This is a genomic window from Streptomyces sp. NPDC029296, assembly GCF_055569255.1.
In genome coordinates this window covers 44,386-65,122 of the sequence record NZ_JBVHXT010000042.1, presented here as the reverse complement: position 1 = coordinate 65,122, position 20,737 = coordinate 44,386, and the positions used below count along the sequence as shown (strand labels likewise).

General features: G+C 72.5%; 20 protein-coding genes, 2 pseudogenes and 2 riboswitches. Of the genes and pseudogenes, 11 read left to right on the top strand and 11 right to left on the bottom strand.

Annotated features, from left to right (window positions below):
* Positions 1–74: 74 nt before the first annotated feature.
* Complete coding sequence (locus ACZ4W9_RS31440) at positions 75–683, top strand: ATP-binding protein (protein WP_467941433.1); 609 nt, start codon at positions 75–77, stop codon at positions 681–683.
* A 526-nt stretch (positions 684–1,209) separates the two neighbouring features.
* On the opposite strand, the gene ACZ4W9_RS31435 is transcribed toward ACZ4W9_RS31440, so the two are convergent.
* Positions 1,210–1,863: a GNAT family N-acetyltransferase gene (locus ACZ4W9_RS31435; RefSeq protein ID WP_467941431.1), complete on the bottom strand. Its 654-nt coding sequence runs from the start codon at positions 1,861–1,863 to the stop codon at positions 1,210–1,212.
* Between the two features lie 52 nt (positions 1,864–1,915).
* On the opposite strand from ACZ4W9_RS31435, the pseudogene ACZ4W9_RS31430 reads away from it, so the two are divergent.
* Positions 1,916–2,772 (top strand): annotated as a pseudogene (locus ACZ4W9_RS31430) (MerR family transcriptional regulator).
* Positions 2,773–2,831: 59 nt separating this feature from the next.
* Positions 2,832–3,044, top strand: a complete 213-nt coding sequence (locus tag ACZ4W9_RS31425) for an EF-hand domain-containing protein (RefSeq protein ID WP_467941458.1) — start codon at positions 2,832–2,834, stop codon at positions 3,042–3,044.
* Between the two features lie 60 nt (positions 3,045–3,104).
* Here ACZ4W9_RS31425 and ACZ4W9_RS31420 read toward each other — a convergent pair whose 3' ends face one another.
* Positions 3,105–3,893: an ABC transporter ATP-binding protein gene (locus ACZ4W9_RS31420; RefSeq protein ID WP_467941430.1), complete on the bottom strand. Its 789-nt coding sequence runs from the start codon at positions 3,891–3,893 to the stop codon at positions 3,105–3,107.
* Entirely contained in the window at positions 3,890–5,575 is a 1,686-nt protein-coding gene (locus ACZ4W9_RS31415) for a 2-isopropylmalate synthase (protein ID WP_467941429.1), read from the bottom strand. Before ACZ4W9_RS31415 ends, ACZ4W9_RS31420 begins: the two co-directional genes overlap by 4 nt.
* A gap of 206 nt (positions 5,576–5,781) precedes the next feature.
* On the opposite strand from ACZ4W9_RS31415, the gene ACZ4W9_RS31410 reads away from it, so the two are divergent.
* Positions 5,782–6,495 (top strand): FadR/GntR family transcriptional regulator, encoded by a 714-nt coding sequence (locus tag ACZ4W9_RS31410; protein WP_467941427.1) that lies wholly within the window; start codon positions 5,782–5,784, stop codon positions 6,493–6,495.
* Positions 6,496–6,519: 24 nt separating this feature from the next.
* On the opposite strand, the pseudogene ACZ4W9_RS31405 reads toward ACZ4W9_RS31410, so the two are convergent.
* Positions 6,520–6,687, bottom strand: a pseudogene (locus ACZ4W9_RS31405) (helix-turn-helix domain-containing protein); the annotation flags it as partial.
* On the opposite strand from ACZ4W9_RS31405, the gene ACZ4W9_RS31400 reads away from it, so the two are divergent.
* Both ACZ4W9_RS31400 and ACZ4W9_RS31395 read left to right on the top strand, forming a co-directional pair.
* Entirely contained in the window at positions 6,614–6,940 is a 327-nt protein-coding gene (locus ACZ4W9_RS31400) for a zinc-binding dehydrogenase (protein WP_467941426.1), read from the top strand. The pseudogene ACZ4W9_RS31405 and the gene ACZ4W9_RS31400 sit on opposite strands and share 74 nt — an antisense overlap.
* A gap of 87 nt (positions 6,941–7,027) precedes the next feature.
* Entirely contained in the window at positions 7,028–7,723 is a 696-nt protein-coding gene (locus ACZ4W9_RS31395) for an NADPH-dependent F420 reductase (RefSeq protein WP_467941425.1), read from the top strand.
* 19 nt (positions 7,724–7,742) lie between these two features.
* On the opposite strand, the gene ACZ4W9_RS31390 is transcribed toward ACZ4W9_RS31395, so the two are convergent.
* From ACZ4W9_RS31390 to gcvT, 7 genes are all read right to left on the bottom strand, one after another.
* Positions 7,743–8,297 carry a glycoside hydrolase family 25 protein gene (locus ACZ4W9_RS31390; protein ID WP_467941423.1) on the bottom strand — a complete coding sequence of 185 codons (555 nt, stop codon included), beginning with the start codon at positions 8,295–8,297 and terminating at the stop codon, positions 7,743–7,745.
* A 287-nt stretch (positions 8,298–8,584) separates the two neighbouring features.
* Positions 8,585–9,739, bottom strand: a complete 1,155-nt coding sequence (locus ACZ4W9_RS31385) for a WD40 repeat domain-containing protein (RefSeq protein ID WP_467941422.1) — start codon at positions 9,737–9,739, stop codon at positions 8,585–8,587.
* A complete protein-coding gene (locus tag ACZ4W9_RS31380) occupies positions 9,726–10,133 on the bottom strand; it encodes a hypothetical protein (protein ID WP_189756669.1) in 408 nt (135 codons plus the stop codon). The genes ACZ4W9_RS31385 and ACZ4W9_RS31380 overlap by 14 nt, the downstream gene beginning before the upstream one ends.
* 70 nt (positions 10,134–10,203) lie before the next feature.
* Positions 10,204–11,571 (bottom strand): L-serine ammonia-lyase, encoded by a 1,368-nt coding sequence (locus tag ACZ4W9_RS31375; protein ID WP_467941420.1) that lies wholly within the window; start codon positions 11,569–11,571, stop codon positions 10,204–10,206.
* A gap of 103 nt (positions 11,572–11,674) precedes the next feature.
* Positions 11,675–12,940: a serine hydroxymethyltransferase gene (gene glyA / locus ACZ4W9_RS31370; protein WP_467941419.1), complete on the bottom strand. Its 1,266-nt coding sequence runs from the start codon at positions 12,938–12,940 to the stop codon at positions 11,675–11,677.
* A 14-nt stretch (positions 12,941–12,954) separates the two neighbouring features.
* Positions 12,955–13,332, bottom strand: coding sequence for a glycine cleavage system protein GcvH (gene gcvH, locus ACZ4W9_RS31365; protein WP_467941418.1), 378 nt, complete (start codon positions 13,330–13,332; stop codon positions 12,955–12,957).
* Between the two features lie 138 nt (positions 13,333–13,470).
* Positions 13,471–14,589 (bottom strand): glycine cleavage system aminomethyltransferase GcvT, encoded by a 1,119-nt coding sequence (gene gcvT, locus ACZ4W9_RS31360; protein WP_467941416.1) that lies wholly within the window; start codon positions 14,587–14,589, stop codon positions 13,471–13,473.
* Between the two features lie 43 nt (positions 14,590–14,632).
* Positions 14,633–14,746, bottom strand: a riboswitch (glycine riboswitch).
* Positions 14,747–14,851: riboswitch (glycine riboswitch) on the bottom strand. It lies immediately after the preceding riboswitch.
* Between the two features lie 178 nt (positions 14,852–15,029).
* Here gcvT and ACZ4W9_RS31355 point away from each other — a divergent pair.
* The 5 genes from ACZ4W9_RS31355 (at position 15,030) to ACZ4W9_RS31335 (ending at position 20,700) form a co-directional block, all read left to right on the top strand.
* The gene (locus tag ACZ4W9_RS31355) at positions 15,030–15,698 is read left to right on the top strand and encodes an AAA family ATPase (RefSeq protein WP_467941415.1); all 669 of its coding nucleotides are present in this window, start codon (positions 15,030–15,032) and stop codon (positions 15,696–15,698) included.
* A 66-nt stretch (positions 15,699–15,764) separates the two neighbouring features.
* The gene (locus ACZ4W9_RS31350; protein WP_467941414.1) at positions 15,765–16,556 is read left to right on the top strand and encodes an enhanced serine sensitivity protein SseB; all 792 of its coding nucleotides are present in this window, start codon (positions 15,765–15,767) and stop codon (positions 16,554–16,556) included.
* A 199-nt stretch (positions 16,557–16,755) separates the two neighbouring features.
* Entirely contained in the window at positions 16,756–17,544 is a 789-nt protein-coding gene (locus tag ACZ4W9_RS31345) for an enhanced serine sensitivity protein SseB C-terminal domain-containing protein (protein ID WP_467941457.1), read from the top strand.
* Positions 17,545–17,894: 350 nt separating this feature from the next.
* Positions 17,895–18,893 carry an ABC transporter permease gene (locus ACZ4W9_RS31340; protein WP_467941412.1) on the top strand — a complete coding sequence of 333 codons (999 nt, stop codon included), beginning with the start codon at positions 17,895–17,897 and terminating at the stop codon, positions 18,891–18,893.
* A gap of 55 nt (positions 18,894–18,948) precedes the next feature.
* The gene (locus ACZ4W9_RS31335; protein WP_467941410.1) at positions 18,949–20,700 is read left to right on the top strand and encodes an ABC transporter substrate-binding protein; all 1,752 of its coding nucleotides are present in this window, start codon (positions 18,949–18,951) and stop codon (positions 20,698–20,700) included.
* The last annotated feature ends 37 nt before the right edge of the window (positions 20,701–20,737 follow it).

Here is a 20,737-nt window from a genome sequence, read left to right as displayed (position 1 = left end):
TCGCCGAGGGAGTCCGACGCTTGCCGGAAACTGGGCCGTCGCCGCAGGTCAGGGTGGCTCTGCCGGACCTCGCCATGCCGGCGGCATATGCCGCCGGACAAGGCCGGAAGAAAGATGCCCGGGCGGGGTATTCCTCCGGAACGCCCCCGAAGACGGCTCGGGACGGCCATCATGGGGGCATGGCGGGGCTGGAGGGCAACGAACAGCCGCGGGGACACGGCCGTGCAGCCGCGGCACGCTGGTCGCCCGCGGTCGAGGACGAACAAGCGCTCAAAGCGCTCGAACTGTTCGGCGACCCGACGGAGGCGGAGATCCCGCTGCCCTCCCGCCCGGAATCCGCGGCCACCGCCCGCCGGCTCGCCCAGGTCGTGATCCTGCGCACCTGGCGGCTCGGCCCCAGACTCACCGAGGACGCCGTACTGCTGGTGTCGGAACTCGTCGGCAACGCCGTACGGCACACCGGCGCCCGCGTCTTCGGCCTGCGCATGCGGCGCCGCCCCGGCTGGATCCGGGTGGAGGTCCGCGACCCCTCGCGCGGCCTGCCCTGTCTGATGCCGGTGCAGGAGACGGACGTCAGCGGTCGCGGACTGTTCCTCGTGGACAAGCTCTCCGACCGGTGGGGCGTGGACCTGCTGCCGCGCGGCAAGACCACGTGGTTCGAGATGCGGGTCGCCGACCGGTAGACCCGGACCGGAGCCGACGGCGGGCCGCACGCCGGCGCCGCCCTGCCGGCCGTGTGGCCCTTCTGGTCGTGTGGCCCTTCTGGTCGTGTGGCCCTTCCGGTCGTGCTGCCGTTCCGGCTGTGTCGATTCCCCGGCTGTGTCACCGTCCCGGCTGTGTCGCCCTTGCGGCCGTGCTGCCTTGCGGCCGTGCTGTCTTCCGGCCGTGCTGTCTTCCGGCCGCGTTGCCTGCCGGCCGCGTTGCCTTCCGGCCGTTGGCCCTTCTGGCCGTTGGCCCTTCCGGTCGTGCTGCCGTCCCGGCCGTGTCGACTCCCCGGCTGTGTCGCCGTCCCGGCTGTGTCGCCGTCCCTGCCGTGTCGCCCTCCCGGCTGTGCTGCCCTCCCGGCTGTGCTGCCCTCCCGGCTGTGCTGCCCTTCCGGCCGTGCCGCCCTCCCGGTCGTGTCGTCCTTCCTGGCTGTGCTGCCCTTCCGGTCGTGTCGCCGTCCTGGCCGCGTCGCCGTCACGGCCGTGCCGCGCCCCAGTCGCGTCGCTACCGGCCCGGCCCCGCCGGCGTCTTCCGCCGGAGCAGCAGCTCCGCGCCCACCGGCCGGTACCCGGCCGCCTGGAAGACCCGCAGGCTGCGGGCGTTTCCCGGCGCGACCTGTGCCCACAGCGGCTCCCCGGCCAGCTGCCGGGCGGCGGTCACCAGCAGCCGCCCGAGCCCCCGGTGCCGGGCGCCGGCGTCCACCTCGACCGACACCTCCAGCCGCCCGGCGACCCCGCGTCCCATCACCAGTACTCCGCCGTCGGCCGTCCAGGCCCGCACCTCGTCCCGGCGCCGGCGGGCGTAGGCGATCCGGGGGTGCCCGGGATCCTCGACCTCCCGCAGCGCGCACGCCGGCTCACCCGGCAGCGGTTCGCCCACCAGCAGCGCGTCGACCGTCTCGGCCGTGCGCCCGGTCCGGTCCAGCAGGGCCGTCAGGAAGCGCGGGTTGAGCGACGCGGCGAGCGGATCGCAGTCCGCCGCGCGCAGCGCCTCCTCCACCCACCCCGGGTCCTCGTCGGTGAACACCACCGTGTGCGCGGTGAAGGACAGCACACCGGCGTCCCGGGGCGAGGGCTGCGCCACGACCGTCGTCCCCCCGTCGGCCGGCGGGAAGACGCCCGCCGCCGCCGCGTCGAGCACGTCCCGCAAGGTCTCCAACGCCCCGCCCCCTCTTGAGTCTCCACCCACTGGAAGGCACAGACTCCCAGCCATGAACGACGACGGCACCAGGCTGTTCACCATCGGCGACCTGGCCCGGGCCACCGGCCTCGGCGTGCGCACCATCCGCTACTGGTCCGACGAGGGCGTACTCGCCCCGGTCACCCGCTCGGCCGGCGGCTACCGACTCTACGACACCGCGAGCGCCGCCCGGCTGGAGCTGATCCGCACCCTGCGCGAACTGGGGCCCGGCCTGGGCGAGATCCGCACGGTGCCGGCCGGCGAGCGGACCGTGGCCCAGGTCGCGGCCACGCACGCCGTGGCCCGAACGGGCGCCGAGGCAGGGGAGACGACACTCGTGAACAAGCTCGCACGGCTGTCCGCCGCCGAACGACAGCGGATCACGGAGGAGTTCGTGGCGGAGACGCTGCACGGACTGGACACCGCGGACCCCGACGTCCGGGAGCGGATCCGGCGCACCGCCGTCCACCCGGCGGAGGACCCCACGCCCGAGGAGGTGGACGACCTGGGTGGAGCTGGCGGAGATGCTCCAGGACCCCGCGTTCCGGGCGCAGGTGCGCCGGGCCGTCGAGTTCAACGCGGCCGACCGGCGGCCCGGTGAGCCGCGCGGGCGGAGCCTGTGGTTCGCCAAGCGGCTCGTGGAGATTGGCGGCTCCCGCCCGTGAGCGCGGCATCGACCCCACGGACCCCGGCGCGGAGGAGGTGCTGGAGGAGCTGTTCGGCGACGCCGACCGGGCCGATGCGCTGGAGCGCATGACGGCGGGCTTCGCCGAGCGCGTGGCCCGCTACCGGGAACCGCTCGCCGTGGTGAACCGGCAGCCCGCCCCACCGCACGCCGAGGACTTCGCCTGGGTGGTCGCCGCACTCCGTGCTCGTGCGGGCCGTTAATCTGACCAGCGTTAGTACGCCAGTACGGCATGAGAAACACGAGCAAAAGGGGCGGATCGGTGGCGGACATCGAGGAAGCACGCAAGCAGTTCCAGCGGATCGACGCGGACGGTGACGGATTCATCACCGCCGCGGAGTTCAAGTCCGCCCTGGCACAGCAGGGTGACTGGAACGTCACCGACACGGTCGCGGAGGCCATCATCAAGTCCCGCGACCTCAACGGCGACAAGGTCCTGTCGTTCGACGAGTTCTGGTCCTACCTGAACAAGTGACCCCGTTGCGGCAGGGGGTGCCCCGCCCCGGGCGGACCGGGCACCCCCTTCGTCACACGGTCACCGCGTGCGCCGGATCCGCACGCTCCAGCGGCCCTCGTGCCGCCGGAGCGCCAGCGGGAGCCCGAAGCACGCGCCGACCCGGTCACCGGTGAGCACCGAGTCGACCGGACCCGAGGCCAGCACCCGGCCCGCGCGCAGCAGCACGGCGTGCGTGGTGCCCGCCGGCAACTCCTCCAGATGGTGCGTGACCAGCACCGTCGCCAGCTCCGGACGCTCCGCCCGCACCTTCTCCAGCGCCTCGAGCAGCCGTTCCCGGCCGGGCAGGTCCAGGCCGGTCGCCGGCTCGTCCAGGAGCAGCAGCCGCGGCTCGGGCATCAGTGCCCGCGCGATCAGCGTCCGGCCGCGCTGCCCCTGGGACAGCGTCGGCCACCGGGCGTCCCGCAGCGCGTCCAGCCCCAGCGTGGCCAGCAGCGCCTCGGCCCGCTCCAGCTGCTCCGGGGCGGGCCGCCACCGGGGGACCGGCTCGACGGAGTTCGTCGCCCCGGTCAGCACCACGTCCCGCACCCGCAGCGGCGAGGCCAGCGGATGGCGCGGGTCGACATGACCGATCAGCGCCCGCAGCCGACGCAGGTCCACCCGGCCCAGCCGGTGCCCGAGCACCTCCACCGTGCCCCGGGTCGGATGCACCACCGCGCCGAGCAGCCCGAGCAGCGTGGACTTGCCCGCGCCGTTCGCGCCGAGCAGCGCCCAGTGCTCACCGGACCGCACGGTCAGCGACACCTCCTGGAGCAGGGGCCGCCCGTCCCGGACGACATGGACGTCCTCGGCGCGCAGTACCTCCCTCACCGCACCGCCCGGTTCACCGCGGACAGCACCGCCCGCACCCCGGCCGACGGGCCCGTGCCCGCGCCCCAGGCCGTGACCCCGGCGACCCGGCACTTGGCGAAGGACGCCGTCGCGTCCTGGGCGAAGTCCAGGATCTCCACCGCGAGCCCGGCGCCGGCCAGCGCGTCGGCGAACGCCGTCGCCACACCGGCGCCCGTGCCCTCGTGGTCGCCGACGCGGTCGCCGGCCTCCAGGGTGCAGACGAAGCGGTGGACGCCGGGCGCCTCCTCGTGCGCGGACCAGGCGTGCAGCCGTACCGCCCCCTCGGTCAGGTAGACCGCCCGGAACAGCTCGTACAGCTCCTTGGGGGTGGCCTCCCGTCCGCTGTCGTCCGTCGCCTCCTGCACGATCCGCGCGAACTCCGGCCGCATGTCCGGCGGCAGGTCGATCCCCGCGTGCCGGTTCAGCAGATACGCCACTCCGCCCTTGCCGGACTGGGAGTTGACGCGGATCACCGCCTCGTAGGACCGCCCGAGGTCGGCCGGGTCGACCGGCAGGTACGGCACCTCCCACGGCGCCTCCCGCTCGCTCAGCCCCGCCTCGGCCGCCCGCCGGGCGTGGTGGGCCAGCCCCTTGCTGATCGCGTCCTGGTGGGTGCCGGAGAACGCGGTGTGGACCAGCTCGCCGGCGTACGGGTGCCGGGGGTGCACGGGGAGCCGGTTGCAGTGCTCCACCGTCTCCCGTACGGCGTCGATGTCGCCGAGGTCCACCATCGGGTCGACGCCCTGGGCGTAGAGGTTGAGGGCGAGGGTCACCAGGTCGACGTTGCCGGTGCGCTCGCCGTTGCCGAACAGGCAGCCCTCCACCCGCTGCGCCCCGGCCAGCACGGCGAGTTCGGCGCAGGCCACGCCCGTGCCGCGGTCGTTGTGCGGGTGGACGGAGAGGATGACGGACCGCCGCCGGGACAGGTTGCGGTGGATGTACTCGATCTGGTCGGCGTAGACGTTCGGGGTGGAGATCTCCACCGTGGCCGGCAGATTGTGGATCACCGGCCGGTCGGGGCTCGCGTCCCACAGCCCGGTGAGCCCGTCGCACAGTTCCAGCACGAAGTCGGGTTCGGTGAGGTTGAAGGTCTCGGGGGAGAACTGGAAGCGGACACCGGGCGTGTCACCGGCGCGTCGCGCCATGTGCCCGGCCGCCTCCCGCACGGTCCGCCACACCTCGGCCCGGCTCCGCCCGAGCACCACGTCCCGCCACACCGGCGAGGTCGCGATGTACAGGTGGACGACGGCCCGGGGCAGCCCGGCGATCGCGTCGAAGGTCCGGTCGATCAGGTCGGTGCGGGCGGGCGTGAACACCACGGGCGTCACGTCGTCCGGCACGGCGCCGTCGCGCACGAGGTGCCGGACGAAGTCGAAGTCCGTGCGGCTGGCGGAGGGGTAGCCGACCTCGATCTCCTTGAAGCCGGTCGCCACCAGCAGATCGAAGAAGCGGCGCTTGCGGGGCGTGTCCATCGGCTCGGCGAGCGCCTGGTTGCCGTCGCGCAGGTCGACGGGGACCCACAGCGGGGCGCGCTCGACGCGGGCGGAGGGCCAGCGGCGGTCGCCGGCCGGGACGCGCACGCGGTCCTGGTAGGGGCGGTAGCGGTGGTACGGCATGCGGCTGGGCCGCTGCGGGTTCCAGACGGGTGGGGCGGTGGTCATCGTCGGCTGTGGCCTTCGGCTCGGTCGGACGGTGACCGGCGGCACGGAGCCCCGCGGCGGGGCGCCGGTCGCGTCAGACCCCGCCGCGGCAGCCGAGAAGAAGCAGACCGCGGATCATGCGGGGTACGCTAGCGACTCCTCAGCTCCTCAGACAAGTGAGAATCGTTGCGCAAGCCCCCTGCCTCCCGGACAAGTTGGTGACGTCGATGCCGCTCGGTGCCCTCCGCCCCAGCCCGCTGGTCGAACAGGCCGCGCAGCGCCTGCGCGAACAGATCGCGGCCGGACACTGGCCGGTCGGCGGCAAGCTGCCCGGCGAGACCACGCTGGCCAGGGAGCTGGGGGTGGGCCGCTCCACGGTCCGCGAGGCCCTGCGCGCCCTCGCCGGCGCCGGCCTGGTCCGGCCCCGGCACGGCGCCGGGGTCTTCGTCACCGCCACCGAGCCCGTCGCCGACTGGCCCGCACGGCTGCGCCGGGCCGCGGTCACCGACGTCTACGAGGTCCGCATGGGCGTCGAGGTCCAGGCCGCGCGGCTCGCCGCGCGCCGCCGCACCCCCGAGGACATCACGGCACTGCGGGCCGTGCTGGAGGGCCGCCGCAGGGCCGTCACCGCCGATGACGCGGCCTTCGTGGAGGCCGACATCGCCCTGCACGCGGCCGTGGTCGACGCCGCCCACAACCCGGTGCTGACCGACCTGTTCGCCGAGTTCGTCCCCGTCCTGCGCGAGGGCCTGATCAGCCTCCTGGACCTCACCCGCCTGCGCGAAGCCGACCCCGGCACCGGGGACCACACCCACACGGGACTGATCGAGGCCGTCATCGCCGCCGACCCGGAGACGGCGGCGAGCACCCTGCACGCCGAACTGGAGTCGACCCTGGGGCTGCTGCGGGCGGGGAGCGAGGGGGCGACGCCGGCGCCCTGACGATCGTCGGGGCCGCCCGCCGGCTCATCCCGCCGCAGCCGCCCTGCGGTGCCGGCCCGGAGGCGTCCCGAACTCGCGTTTGAACGCCTTGGCGAAGGCGAACTCCGAGGTGTAGCCGGTGCGTTCGGCGATCTCCCGGAGGGAGAGGTCGTCGTGGCGGAGCAGCCGGTCCGCCGTGGTCATCCGCCACCAGGGCTGGCTGTCCGAGCGCCCAGCCGAACTGCCGACGCGCTGGCCGCTGACCGTCCACGGCTACAACAACCTCACCCTCACCGGCTCCCCGGAGGGCCGCCGCCGTGCCTCCCACTACCTCGCGGCGGGCCTGGCCGACGGCACGCTGCGCCCGGTGGTCGGCGAGGTCTTCGACGGCCTGGACCGGATGGCGGACGCCCACCGGCTGATGGAGTCCAACACGCACACGGGCAAGATCGTCGTACGGGTCTGAGGGCACCCGGCACACGGCCCGCTCACCCGTCCGGCGCGGGACCGGAATAGGCCGACGGCCCGCGTGGTTCACCCGGACGGCAGAAGCATGCACGCGCATGAATTATCCGGAAGGTCGGCCATGAAGATCGGCATCATCGGCGCGGGAAACATCGGCGGCAACCTCACCCGGCGGCTCACCGCCCTCGGCCACGACGTCTCCGTCGCCAACTCGCGCGGCCCCGAGACCCTGAAGGACCTGGCGGCGGAGACCGGCGCCACCCCGGTGCGCGCCGAGGAGGCGGCCGAGGGCGCCGAGGTCGTCGTCGTCACCGTCCCGCTCAAGGCGGTCCCGGACCTCCCCGCCGGCCTGCTCGACGGGGCGGCCGAGGGAGCCGCGGTGATCGACACCAACAACTACTACCCCAAGCAGCGCGACGGCCGGATCGACGCCATCGAGGACGACGGCCTGACCGAGAGCCGCTGGGTCGAGCGGCACCTCGGCCGCCCCGTGATCAAGGCGTTCAACGGCACCTACGCCCAGGACATCCTCGACCGCCCGCTGCCCGCCGGCCACCCCGACCGGATGGCGCTCCCCGTCGCCGGGGACGACGAGGCCGCCAAGGCGAAGGTGCGCGCCCTGATCGACGAACTCGGCTTCGACACGGTCGACGCCGGCGGCATCGACGACTCCTGGCGCCAGCAGCCCGACACCCCGGTCTACGGCCTGCGGGCCGGCGCGGACGCGGTACGGGCGGCCCTGTCGGAGGCGTCCGCGCAGCGCCCGGCGGACTTCCGGTACTGACAAGCCCGCCGCCCGGCCCTCAGGGCGTGGCCCAGTCGCGCAGGTCGTCCTTCTCCGCGAAACGGGCCACGTTCTTGTCGTGGGGCTCGCTGGTGTACTGGTGGAACCGCCACTTGGCCTTGACGCGGGGCTTGCCCGCGGTGACGTAGTCGGCGATCCACAGCCCGTCCCCGGCGTAGGACGTGGTGTCGATGTTCAGCCAGAAGTGGCGGTTGCAGTAGAGCACGACCCGGTTGTCCGGCCGCAGCTCCTTGAGCCTGCGGATGAAGCGGTCCTTCTCCGCGTTGCTCGCGTGCGTCCCCTCGCCGGTGTTCTCCCAGTCGACGGCGAGGACGTCGCCGGGCCGGTCCGGGGCGTGGCGCAGGAAGTAATCGGCCTGGGCGCTGAGATGGCCCGGCCACAGGAAGTGGTAGAAGCCGACGACCAGGCCCGCGTCGCGCCCGCGCTTGGTCTGGGCCGCGAGTCTGGGGTTGACGTACGAACGGCCCTCCGTCGCCTTGATGAAGACGAAGGAGAGGCCGTCCGTGGCGTAGGAGGAGGACTGGAAGGCGCTGACGTCGATGCCATGGAGCATGCAGGGGTTGTGCCCTGTGCGTCCGTGGCCGGAACCTTCGGTCCGGAGCCGGAACGTGGCGTGCCGGACCCGTCCGGCCCCGTGCCCGCCTTGTTGTTGGAGCCCACCTCCATCTCCGCCTTGACGACGGCCGGCGGACGGCCGGGGCGGAGTCGGTTCCAGACGGCCATGTCGTCCAGGTGGTCCAGACAGCTGCCGAGGTCGTGGTTACGGCTCTTGCCGTACAGCTCACTCGGTGTCCTGGCGGCCTCGCAGTCGTTGTCGTTGCCCGGCGCGGGGCGGATCGATCATCGCGCGGTAGCCCCCGGGGGAACAGCGGCCCGCGTGCCGGACGAACGCCACCACAGACTCGCCGTCCCGTCGGCCCCCACGGTGGCCACCAGCCGGGCGTCCGGGCTGAAGGCGAGCGCGGTGACACGCTCGGCCGCGTCACCGAACGGGCCGCCCAGCGGGCGCGGTTCGGCCCGGTCGGCGACGTCCCACAGCCGCACGGTCCGCGTCGCGTCCACGGTGGCCAGCAGCCGGGCGTCGGGACTGAAGGCGAGCGCGGTCGTCCGCTCCCCGGTACCGCCGAAGGAGGGACCCGCGGCCTCGGGGTGCCGGGGATCCGACACGTCCCACAGCCGCACCGACCCCTCGGCACCGGCGACGGCGAGGGTGTGGCCGTCGGAGGAGAACTGGGCGGCCGCGACCGCCTGGTGAAACCGGCTCAGGGTGGTCAGCCGCGGCGGCCGCCCCCGGTCGAGGCGCAGTTCGGCCAGCCGGGACGAGCCGGTCGCGCCCGAGTCGGCGAAGAGGACCCGGTCCCGGCCCGCCGCCACCGCCTTCACCTCCCTCAGGGCGCCGTCCAGGGACCACCGGGTCGCCCCGGAGCCGACGGCGAGCGCGCGTGCGTCCGGCCCCCCGGCCGCCACCAGCGTGCGGCCGTCCGGACTCGTCGTCACGGCCTCCACCCGGCGCACGCCCCCGGCGACGGGGACCCGCGCCGGGTGTCCGGGATCCGACAGGTCCCAGGTGCGGGCCGCGGACCGGGTGACCGTCACCAGCAGCCGGCCGTCCGGGGTGAAGGCCAGCGCCTCGGCCCGGCCGCGCGGACCGAGCCGCCCCGCGGCGGTCAGCCGCCAGTGTTCCGGGGCGGGCGCCCGGACCTGCCCCGGCCCTCCGTGCCAGGGACCGGGCAGCACCTCCTGCACCGCCGCGGCCGTCAGACACGTCAGGACGATCAGCCAGGTGGTGAGCAGCCCCGGCAGCCACCGCCCCCGGGCCGCCGGCCGGTACCGCGCCCGCGCCCGCGCGGCAGCCGCGGCGGGCGGCACCGGGCGCGCCCCCAGGGCCGCGCTCAGCCGGGTGCCGGGGCGCGCGTGCGCCGCCGGCGGCGGGTCGGCAGGGCGGACGGCCAGCGCCAGCACCAGACGGCCGAGCGCGCTGTCAGCTCGCAGCACTGGACCCCCTCGGCTGCGACAGCGCCTCTTCCGCGTCCGCGCCGGCCTGCCGGGCGGTGGGCAGCGGGGGCTCGGGCTGCTGGCCCGCGCCCGCGCCGGTGATCGGGATCGCCTGGAAGAACTTCGCGACGACCAGCGGGGTGGTCACCCCCACGGCGAACGCGGCGGTCGCGTTCGGCAGCTGACCGGAATTGCCCAGCGCGGCGGTGAGCCCGAACCCGGCGAACAGCCGCAGCCCGATGGCCACCAGCATCACCGGCCGGTCGGCGCGAGTGCGCCAGGGCCAGCGCCAGCGGCTGCGCGGACCCGTCGGACGCATCAGCGCCGAGAGGTTGAGCGCCTCGGCCACACTGCTGCCGAGCAGCCCCCACAGCGCGGGGTACAGGTCGATCACGTCACCGATGGTAGCCCTCGGTGACGTAAAAAAAGCTATGTGTGACGGCGTGGTCGAAAATCGTACCGGTTCAGCACTCGATGATGTTCACCGCCAGCCCGCCCCGCGCCGTCTCCTTGTACTTCACGCTCATGTCGGCGCCGGTGTCCTTCATGGTCTTGATGACCTTGTCGAGGGAGACCTTGTGGGAGCCGTCGCCGCGCATCGCCATCTTCGCGGCCGTGACCGCCTTCACCGCGGCCATGCCGTTGCGCTCGATGCACGGGATCTGCACCAGGCCGCCGACCGGGTCGCAGGTCAGGCCGAGGTTGTGCTCCATGCCGATCTCGGCCGCGTTCTCCACCTGCTCGGGGGAGCCGCCGAGCACCTCGGCGAGCGCGCCCGCGGCCATGGAGCAGGCGGAGCCCACCTCGCCCTGGCAGCCGACCTCGGCGCCGGAGATGGAGGCGTTCTCCTTGAACAGCATGCCGATCGCGCCGGCGGCGAGGAGGAAGCGGACCACGCCGTCCTCGTCCGCGCCCGGCACGAAGTTGATGTAGTAATGCAGGACCGCCGGGATGATGCCGGCCGCGCCGTTCGTGGGGGCGGTCACCACCCGGCCGCCGGCCGCGTTCTCCTCGTTGACCGCCATGGCGTAGAGCGTGATCCACTCCATGGCGTGCGCCAGCGGGTCGCCCTCGGCGCGCAGCTGGCGGGCCGAGACCGCCGCGCGGCGGCGCACCTTCAGCCCGCCGGGCAGGATGCCCTCCCGGGACATGCCCCGCCCCACGCACTCGCGCATCACCCGCCAGATCTCCAGCAGTCCGGCGCGGATCTCCTCCTCGGTGCGCCAGGCCCGCTCGTTCTCCAGCATCAGCGAGGAGATCGACAGGCCCGTCTCCTTCGTCAGGCGCAGCAGCTCGTCGCCCGTGCGGAACGGGTACTTCAGGACCGTGTCGTCCAGCACGATCCGGTCCGCGCCCACCGCGTCCTCGTCCACCACGAAGCCGCCGCCGACCGAGTAGTACGTCTTCGACAGCACCTCGGCGCCCGAGGCGTCGTACGCCCACAGGGTCATGCCGTTCGCGTGGTAGGGCAATGCCTTGCGGCGGTGCAGGACCAGGTCGTCGTCGCAGGAGAAGGGGATCTCGTGCTCGCCGAGCAGCGCGATGCGGTTCGCCTGCCGGATCCTCTCCACCCGCTCGTCGGCCGTCTCCACGTCCACCGTGCGCGGCGAGGCGCCCTCCAGGCCGAGCAGCACCGCCCTCGGGGTGCCGTGGCCGTGACCGGTCGCGCCGAGCGAGCCGTACAGCTCGCAGCGCAGGGAGGCGACGGAGCCGAGCAGGCCCTCGTTGCGCAGCCGGCGGGCGAACATGCGCGCCGCGCGCATCGGGCCGACCGTGTGGGAGCTGGACGGGCCGATGCCGATCGAGAACAGGTCGAAGACCGAGATGGCCACGGAGGACTCCTCAAGACGGGGTGGTGCAAAAAGGGCGGTACAGGGGCGCGGGCACCGCGCACGCCGGTACTACCAGTGTGCGCGGTGCCCCGCGAAAGGTGACTTACTTGTTCAGACCCGGGTACAGCGGGTGCTTGTCGGCGAGCGCCTTGACGCGTGCCTTGAGCGCCTCGGCGTCGTAGGACGGCTTCAGTGTCTCGGCGATCACGTCGGCGACCTCGGCGAAGTCCTCGGCCGTGAAGCCGCGGGTGGCGAGCGCCGGGGTGCCGATGCGCAGCCCCGAGGTGACCATCGGCGGGCGCGGGTCGTTCGGGACGGCGTTGCGGTTGACCGTGATGCCGACCTCGTGCAGCCGGTCCTCGGCCTGCTGCCCGTCCAGCTCGCTCGCGCGCAGGTCCACCAGGATCAGGTGCACGTCCGTGCCGCCGGACAGCACGTTCACCCCGGCCTCGCGCGCGTCGGCGGCGGTCAGCCGCTCGGCGAGGATGCGGGCGCCCTCCACCGTGCGGCGCTGGCGCTCCTTGAAGTCCTCGCCCGCCGCGACCTTGAAGGACACGGCCTTGGCCGCGATCACGTGCTCCAGCGGACCGCCCTGGAAGCCCGGGAAGACGGAGGAGTTCAGCTTCTTCGCGAAGTCCTTCCTGGCGAGGATGATGCCGCCGCGCGGACCGCCGAGCGTCTTGTGGGTCGTGGAGGTGACCACGTCGGCGTGCTCGACCGGGTTCGGGTGCAGCCCCGCGGCGACCAGTCCGGCGAAGTGCGCCATGTCGACCCACAGGTACGCGCCGGTCTCGTCGGCGATCCGGCGGAACTCCGCGAAGTCCAGCTGCCGCGGGTACGCCGACCAGCCCGCGATGATCACCTTGGGGCGGTGCTCCTTGGCGAGCTTCTCCACCTCGGCCATGTCGACCAGGCCGGTCTCGGCGTCCACGTGGTAGGCGACCACGTCGAACTGCTTGCCGGAGAAGTTCAGCCGCATGCCGTGGGTCAGGTGGCCGCCGTGCGCCAGGTCCAGGCCGAGGATGGTGTCCCCGGGCTGGGCCAGCGCGAACAGGGCCGCCTGGTTCGCGGAGGCGCCGGAGTGGGGCTGCACGTTGGCGTACTCGGCGCCGAACAGCTCCTTGACCCGGTCGATGGCGATCTGCTCGGCCACGTCGACGTGCTCGCAGCCGCCGTAGTAGCGGCGGCCCGGGTAGCCCTCGGCGTACTTGTTGGTGAGGACCGAGCCCTGCGCCTCCATGACCGCGAGCGGCGCGAAGTTCTCGGAGGCGATCATCTCCAGCGTCGACTGCTGGCGGTTCAGCTCGGCGTCGACCGCGGCGGCGATCTCCGGGTCCAGTTCGTGCAGGGGCGTGTTCAGGACAGTCATGGCGCTACGACTCCTCAGCCGGCGGTGAAGGCGGTGTACTCGTCCGCGGAGAGCAGCTCGGCCGGCTCCTCCGTGACGCGGACCTTGAACAGCCAGCCGCCCTCGAAGGGGGCCGAGTTCACCAGCGAGGGGTCGTTGACGACGTCCTCGTTCACCTCGGTGACCTCACCGGTGACCGGCGAGTACAGGTCGGAGACCGACTTCGTCGACTCCAGCTCGCCGCAGGACTCGCCCGCGGACACCGTGGAGCCGACCTCGGGGAGGTCGACGAAGACGACATCGCCGAGCGCGTTGGCCGCGTGCTCCGTGATGCCGACCGTCGAGACGCCGCCCTCGGCGTCCGACAGCCACTCGTGCTCCTTGCTGTAGCGCAGCTGCTGGGGGTTGCTCATGGCCTGAATTCTCCTGTACGCGCGGGAGTGATGGTGACGGGGGGACTGGGGAAACCGCTGGTGAGCGGGCGAATGTGCGCAGGGTCACGCGCCGCCGCGCGGCCGGGGGCCCCGGGCGGGCGCGGGCGCGCCCGGCGGCTACTTCTGGCGCTTGTAGAACGGCAGGGCCACGACCTCGTACGGCTCGTGGGTGCCCCGGATGTCGACGCCGACGCCCGGCGTGCCCGGCGCCGCGTGCGCCGCGTCGACGTAGGCCATGGCGATCGGCTTGCCCAGGGTGGGGGAGGGGGCGCCGGAGGTGACCTCGCCGATCACCTCGCCGCCCGCGACCACGGCGTACCCGGCGCGCGGCACCCGGCGGCCCTCGGCGACCAGCCCGACCAGGACCCGGGGCGGGTTCTGCCCGGCCCGGGCGGCGGCCTCGGCCAGCGCCTCGCGGCCCACGAAGTCGCCCTCCTTCTCGAACTTGACCACGCGGCCCAGCCCGGCGTCGAAGGGGGTCAGGGAGGTGGTCAGCTCGTGCCCGTACAGCGGCATGCCCGCCTCCAGGCGCAGCGTGTCCCGGCAGGACAGCCCGCACGGGACCAGACCGACGCCCTCGCCGGCCTCGGTCAGCGCCTGCCACAGGCCGACGGCGTGCTCCGGCTTCACGAACAGCTCGAAGCCGTCCTCGCCGGTGTACCCCGTACGGGCGATCAGCGCCGGGACGCCGGCGACCGTGCCGGGCAGCCCGGCGTAGTACTTCAGGCCGTCCAGGTCGGCGTCGGTCAGGGACTTCAGGATGCCGGGGGACTCGGGGCCCTGCACCGCGATCAGCGCGTAGGCGTCCCGGTCGTCGCGGACCTCGGCGGCGAACCCGGCCGCCCGCTCGGTGAGCGCGTCCAGCACCACCTGGGCGTTGGAGGCGTTGGCCACGACCATGTACTCGGTCTCCGCCAGCCGGTAGACGATCAGGTCGTCCAGGATGCCGCCGTCGGCCCGGCAGATCATGGTGTAGCGGGCGCGGCCCACACCGACGGAGGCGATGTTGCCGACCAGGGCGTGGTTCAGGAAGGCGGCGGCCTCGGCGCCGGTCACGGTGATCTCGCCCATGTGGGAGAGGTCGAACAGGCCGGCCCGGGTGCGCACGGCGGTGTGCTCGTCGCGCTCGGAGCCGTAGCGCAGGGGCATGTCCCAGCCGGCGAAGTCGGTCATCGTGGCGCCCAGCGAGCGGTGCACGGCGTCGAGCGCGGTATGGCGGAGTTCGGTACTGCTCATCGGTCGGTCGTCTCCCAGGGCACAAGGACGGGGCGAGGAACGTTCCTCCCCATCTGTCATCGGAACCTGAGAGGTTCGCCGCCACCGCCACGGGGACGATCACGGCTTGCACCTTGGGTGGAGCCGCCGTCGCCGGCGGCCCGCTTTTCAGATGTGCCTCGCCCGCGCGGTAACGGGGCCTGAGAGATTCAAGGGAGGGACTTGCTCCTTCGGCGCCCCAGGCGGCCCCGAGGGGGCCCGGGAACTCTCCCGCGCGGATTCAAACGGCCGGTATGCAGTTGGCGGCCTCATCATTGCACGCCACACCCCGGCCATCCAGAGCGCGCCGCCTGTGACCGACCTGTGGCCGTACGCACACGTACCGCCGACCGTTTCCCATTACCTTTCCTTTACACAGAACGGGCATGGGATTGACCGAGCCCCTGGGGAGGACGATCACGGTGAACAGGACATCGGCCTACGCCGCCCACACCGGTCTGGTGGTTCCGGGACCATCCGCCGCGGCGGCCCGGGAACGCCGCGCGGAGCGCCCCGCGCCGGTCGTCCGCGATCTGCGCGACCGGGCCGGCCGCAGCCCGCACGTCCTGCTCTTCGGCCCCCGCGACCTGGTGGTGATCACCGGGCTGCCGGGCAGCGGCAAGTCCACCCTGATGCACCGCGCGGTCGCCGGCCGCCGCGTCGACTCCCAGGACACCCGGGACCGCTTCCAGGCCCGCGTCCCCGGCTTACTGCCGTACGCGCTCTACCGCCCCCTGGTCCGCCTCGCGCACTACGCCGGGCTGCGCCGGGCGCTGCGCACCGGCGAGGGGCTGGTCGTGCACGACTGCGGTACCCAGCCGTGGGTGCGCGCCTGGCTGGCCCGCGCGGCCCGGCGCCGGGGCGGCACCCTGCACCTGCTGCTGCTCGACGTGGACCCCGAGACGGCCCGCCGGGGCCAGCGCGAGCGCGGCCGGGGCGTCTCCCGCTACGCCTTCCGCCGCCACCGCCGCGCCACGGCCCGGCTGCTGCGCGCGGTGGAGAAGGGGGAGCTGCCCGCCGGGTGCGGCGCGGCGGTGCTGCTGGACCGGGACGCGGCGGACGTCCTCGCCCGCGTCGGCTTCACTCGGTGAGGGGCTGTCAGTGCCACCCGCTAGCCTTCATGGTCACAGCAGTGGTTCCCAGCAGGCGGTAGGCACATGGACTTCCCGGCGGACTTTCCCGCGGACTTCCCGGCACCGGCGCACCCGCACCCGCACGGCGGTTGGCCCGGCAACGAGCTGGAGGAGGTGTTGTCGGCCTCCCTCGGCATCCCCGCGGCGGGCGGCCGGATCGTCGAGGTCGTCGGCCGCAGCCTCCTGTGGATCCCGCTGCCGGGCGGCGGGAGCCCGGACAGCGGCCCGCTGGACCTGCCGACGCTGGACATCGGCGGCCAGACCTACGTCCCGGTGTTCAGCTCCGAGGAACAGCTGCGCCAGGTGGCCGGCTCCCACATGGCGTACACCATCGCCCCGGCGGTGGAGTTCGCCCGCGGTCTGCCCCCGCAGGTGGGCATCGTCGTCAACCCCGAGGGCGTGGTCGGCATACCGCTGCCGCCCGAGGCGGTGGCCGAGCTGTGCCGGGTGGGCCGCACCCCGCTCGACGGCCCGGGCACCGGCGGCCGGGTCCGCCTCTTCGAGCCCGACTGGCAGGACGACCCGGTCGACTTCCTCGCCGCCGCCTCCGCCGAGTTCACCGGGACCGGCGTGGTCCTCACCGCCCGCCGCTGCCTGGCCGCCGTCGAGACGGCCGACCCGGCGCTGTTCGTCGGCGTCGAACTCTCCCGGTGGGAAGGCGACCTGCGCGCCCTCCCTCTCCAGGCCCTCGGCAGGGCCCTGGCCGAGGTCCCGGTCAAGTGGCCGGTCAACCTGGTCCTCCTGGACGTGACGGACGACCCGGTGGCCACCTGGCTGAAGACGAACGTCCGCCCCTTCTACCAATACGGCCCCTGAACGCGCCCCCGAGGGGACGCGGGGCCGTGTCCGATATGCGGCTCCGCCGCGGGGCGCGGGGAACCCTCCACGCACCCGCACACGCGATCGAACCGAAGGCCCCGGGCTGGTAGGCGCATAAGCTGTGCTCACACGCCGGGTCACAAGCAAAGAAGGGGCTCATCAGGTGAGCGCGAGCCACAGCGGCAGCGTCGAGCACATGCTGCGCCAGGTCACGCCCGGACGCTACGACGCCTACGAGGCATTGCTGCGCGCCCTCGCCACCCCCTCCTCCGGCCAGATCTTCATGCTCCTGTGGCACGGCCAGGCCGGCGCCCCGGACGCCCAGTACGGGAACATGGAGGTGGACGGCTTCCCCTACGCCCCCGGCGTGACCTCCGCCCAGGAACTGTCGGCCAGCGGCTGGAACCGTTCCTACGAGGTGGCCGACGGCCTGGACGTGGCCCGCACCCTCTACCCCGACCACTACGGCCTCTGGCTCAACCCGCACGCCCCGGGAGGCGGCGTCGGCATCCCCTGGCTGGACCTGCGCCGCATCGCCACCGGTCTGGACCGCCAGCCGGCCGGCCCGCTGCGCCTGTCCGAGCCCGGCATCGAGATCCCGCAGTTCTACGCCCTGCTCGCGCAGAACGCCCACCGCACCCCCGCGCTGCGCTCACTGCGCCGCGCCTGGGTGCAGCCCGCGCTCGGGGCGCCGTACCTCGCCATCGGCCTGGACGTGTACGACACCTCGCCCGCCGCGGTCGACTCGGTGCGGGCCATGATGCAGCAGTCCATCGGCGCGGTCCCGGAGGGCCTGCCGGTCTCGACGGTCGCCATGACCGACGCCCACGACCCGGTGGTGATGTGGATGCGGGCCAACGCGCGCCCCTTCTACGACCGCGAGGCGCACGCCCCGGTGCCACCGCAGTCCCCGCTCCAGGTGCCGGCCCCGCCGCAGACCCCGGCCGGCGGGTACGGCTATCCGCCCGCGCCCGGCGGCTACTGAGCAACCGCTTGCGGAGACGGCCTTGTTGACGCACACGCAGAATCCATCGGACCGGGACGCTTCTGCGCGCGTAGACATCGGCCGAACCTCCCGAACCGCGTAGATTCACCGTTCTGTCCCAACTGGCCCGCGTCCGGGGTCCGTTACCCACTGTTCGGATAACGGAATCCCCCGCACTGCATCACGGTTGCGCATACTTTCGCCGTCAGCTCTGGCGGGTGATCACAACCACGCTGAAGACTCGCGACTCAGACGCGAGGCCGAGGGCCTCGTGATCGATGGCAAGTCGACAAAGCCGCAATCCGCGGCAGGCGCAGGCCGGTCACCACCGGCGAGAGGGGTCGCTCACCGTGACCGCACCGATCGAGACCACCGGGGCGGCAGCCGAGGCGCAGCCGGAGGCTGTGCTGGAGGGTGCCGGTAAGGGGCAGATCGAGGGTCGTTCCCTGGGCCAGATCGCCTGGACCCGGTTCAAGAAGGACAAGGCCGCCGTCGCCGGTGGCGTCATCGTGATCCTGCTGATCCTCCTCGCCGTCCTCTCCCGTCCCCTCCAGGCCCTGTTCGGCCTCGACCCCAACGCCTTCCACCAGGACCTGATCACCCCGGACACCTCGCTGCCCACGGGCAGTTGGGGCGGCATGAGCGCGGACCACCCGCTCGGCGTGGACCCGAAGTTCGGCCGGGACATCGCCACCCGCATCCTCGAGGGCTCCTGGGTGTCGCTGGTGGTCGCGTTCGGCGCCACCATCCTGTCCAACGTCATCGGCGCGATCATGGGCGTCATCGCGGGCTACTACGGCGGGCGGGTGGACTCGATCATCAGCCGGCTGATGGACACCTTCCTCGCCTTCCCCCTCCTGCTCTTCGCGATCGCCATCTCCGCCACCCTCCAGGGCGGCGCCTTCGGTCTCAACGGACTGCCGCTGCACCTGAGCGTGCTCATCTTCGTCATCGGCTTCTTCAACTGGCCCTATCTGGGCCGGATCGTGCGCGGCCAGACCCTCGCCCTGCGCGAGCGCGAGTTCGTCGACGCGGCCCGGGGCATGGGCGCCAAGGCCCCCTACATCCTCTTCCGGGAACTGATGCCGAACCTGGTCGGCCCGATCATCGTCTACTCGACGCTGCTGATCCCGACCAACATCATCTTCGAGGCGTCGCTGAGCTTCCTCGGCGTCGGCATCCAGCCCCCGCAGGCGTCCTGGGGCGGCATGCTCCGCGAGGCGGTCACCTACTACCAGGTCGACCCCCAGTACATGATCGTCCCGGGCCTCGCCATCTTCGTCACCGTGCTGGCGTTCAACCTGCTCGGTGACGGTCTCCGCGACGCTCTCGACCCGCGCAGCCGCTGACGCCTGCCGCGAGAGCCCGACAAGTTTTCAATCAATGGAGGGGAAAGCGCCCATCATGCGAAGGTCAGCGCTGGCCGCTATCGCGGCCATCGGCTCCGCCAGCCTGCTTCTTGCGGGTTGCAGCAAGGCCGATGACAACACCAACGAGAACGGCACCAAGTCGGCCGGGGCCAACGCCGCGACCAAGGGCGTCGTGAACGCGTCGGACAAGAAGGGTGGCACGGTCACCTACGAGATGTCCGACGTCCCGGACTCCTTCGACCCGGGCAACACGTACTACGCGTACATGTACAACCTCAGCCGGCTGTACGCCCGTCCGCTGATGACCTTCAAGCCCGGTGCCGGCGACGAGGGCAACACCCTGGTCCCGGACCTCGCGGCGAGCAAGGGCCAGCCGAGCGACGGCGGCAAGACCTGGACGTACAAGCTGCGTGCGGGCCTGAAGTACGAGGACGGCACGCCGATCACCTCGAAGGACGTCAAGTACGCCGTCGAGCGCTCCAACTTCGCGCGTGACGTGCTCTCCCTCGGCCCGAACTACTTCCAGCAGTTCATGGCCGACGGCGACAAGTACAAGGGCCCGTACAAGGACAAGAACCCCAAGGGCCTGTCCTCCATCGAGACCCCGGACGACACCACGATCGTCTTCCACCTGAAGCAGGCCTTCCAGGAGTTCGACTACCTGGTCGCCACGCCGCAGACGGCCCCGGTGCCGCAGTCGAAGGACACCGGCGTCGACTACGTCAAGCACGTCCTGTCCTCCGGCTCGTACAAGTTCCAGAGCTACGAGGACGGCAAGCAGGCCGTGTTCGTGCGCAACGAGAACTGGGACCCGAAGACCGACCCGCTGCGCAAGCAGCTGCCGGACAAGATCGTCGTCAAGATGAAGGTCAACCCGGAGACCATCGACCAGGACGTCTCGGCCGGCAATGCCATCGAGCTGGTCGGCACCGGTGTCCAGGCCTCCACCCAGGCCGAGATCCTCACCGACCCCGCCAAGAAGGCCAACACGGACAACACCTACGGTGGCCGTCTCGTCTACCTGGCGATCAACAGCAAGCTGAAGCCGTTCGACAAGCCCGAGTGCCGCAAGGCCGTGCAGTACGCCATCGACAAGGTCTCGGTGCAGACCGCCGAGGGCGGGCCGGTCCGCGGTGAGATCGCCTCCACCGTCCTGCCCCCGGACATCCCGGGCTACGCCAAGGCCGACGTCTACGCCACCAAGGACAGCAAGGGCGACGTCGCCAAGGCCAAGGACCAGCTGAAGGCCTGCGGCGAGACCTCGATCTCCACCAACATCACGGCCCGTTCGGACCGTCCGCAGGAGATCGACGCCGCCACCGCGATCATCAACTCGCTGAAGAAGGTCGGCATCAACGCCAGCCTCAAGCAGTACCCGTCCGGCAAGTACTTCACGGACTACGCGGGCGTGCCGAAGTTCACGCAGAAGCAGAACGTCGGCCTGATGATGATGCAGTGGGGTGCCGACTGGCCCTCCGGCTACGGCTTCCTGCAGCAGATCCTGAACGGCAAGGCGATCAGCCAGTCCGGCAGCACCAACCTGTCGCAGTACGACAGCAAGGAAGTCAACGAGCTGCTGGGCAAGGCGATCGCCACCCAGGACACCGGCGAGCGCAACAGCCTCTACAGCCAGATCGACAAGAAGACCATGGACGACGCCGTCCTCGTCCCGCTGACCTACTTCAAGGTCCTGCTGGGCCGTCCGCAGAACTACACCAACCTGGTTTCCACGGCGGCCTTCAGCGGTCAGTACGACTACCTCAACATCGGCGTCGCGTCGAAGTAGCAGCCCCGGAAGGCAGGTGAAGGCATTGGTGTCCGCG